Here is a 1,168-nt window from a genome sequence, read left to right as displayed (position 1 = left end):
AAAGTAAGGCAATAGAGGTGCTGAGTAGTTGTTTTTTCATTTTATTTTTCTTTTAAATCATATTTGAATTAATAGAAATGTAACAAGTTCAGATAAAAGTGCAAATTTAATACGATGAATGCAATCTATCGTAATTTCTTTATTAAGCACGGTTTAATGAGCATAATTAAAAAACGATATTAAAAAGGATTATCATGAAATCAAATAAATTAGCATTAGTTGCCAGTGGCGTTATGTTTGCTTTAAGTGGCTGTATGAATACTGAGCTTAGTACACAGACTAATACCAGTACACAGTTAAACACAGTTAACGCATCAGCAGGTATTGTTTCAGAGCTTTCGGCAGAGCAACAACTCGATGTACTTGTTGCACAGTATTACGATGAATCGCTCACATATAGCCCCATCAGTGCAACGTACAATGGTCGTAATGAGTTTAACGATCAATTCACGCCTGTGATTTCAAAAGAAAATAGAGCAAAAAAAGCCGCTTTTTATAAAAAATATCAACAGCGATTAAACTTTATAGATAAAGCACAGTTAACAGGGCAATCGCTTTTAAGTTTTGAAATATTAGAGCGTGACCTTGCACTTAAATTAGAAGGCATGCAGTTCCCTGATTATTTACTACCAATAAATCAAATGGCGGGTGCGCATAACACCTTTGCAAGTTTTGGTTCAGGTCAAAGTGCTCAGCCGTTTAATACCGTTGAAGATTACACGGCTTTTATCTCGCGTAGCGAAGGTTTTGTAAAGTGGCTTGCCAGTGTAGAGCGTTCAATGGCGCAAGGCATTAAACTAGGTATTACGTTACCAAAACCACTTGCTGAAAAATTACAGCTACAATTTGCAGCTCATGTAGTTAAAAATGCCGAAGATTCATTATTTTGGGGACCAATTAAAAAATTACCAGAATCGTTTAGCGAACAACAAAAGCAAAAAATTACAGCGCAGTATCGTCAATTGATTATGCAGCACTTAGTACCGGCTTATAAAAGTATGAGTGACTTTTTAGCTAATCAATATATTCCTAATAGTCGAGAAAGCGTAGGTTACAGTGACTTACCAAACGGTAAAGCATGGTACGAATACCAAATTAAGAAAAACACGACGCTTAGCTTATCTGCAGACGAAATTCATGACATTGGTTTAAGTGAAGTGTCGCGCAT

General features: G+C 35.8%; 1 protein-coding gene. It reads left to right on the top strand.

What is annotated here, in order from left to right; translation table 11 throughout:
* Window positions 1–194: 194 nt before the first annotated feature.
* Window positions 195–1,168: DUF885 family protein (locus H5072_RS20020; RefSeq protein ID WP_182694586.1), on the top strand; the 974-nt coding region annotated here is incomplete at its 3' end.

The organism is Pseudoalteromonas sp. SR45-5, assembly GCF_014163565.1.
Lineage (GTDB): Bacteria > Pseudomonadota > Gammaproteobacteria > Enterobacterales > Alteromonadaceae > Pseudoalteromonas > Pseudoalteromonas distincta.
This window is presented reverse-complemented; position numbering and strand designations above follow the sequence as displayed.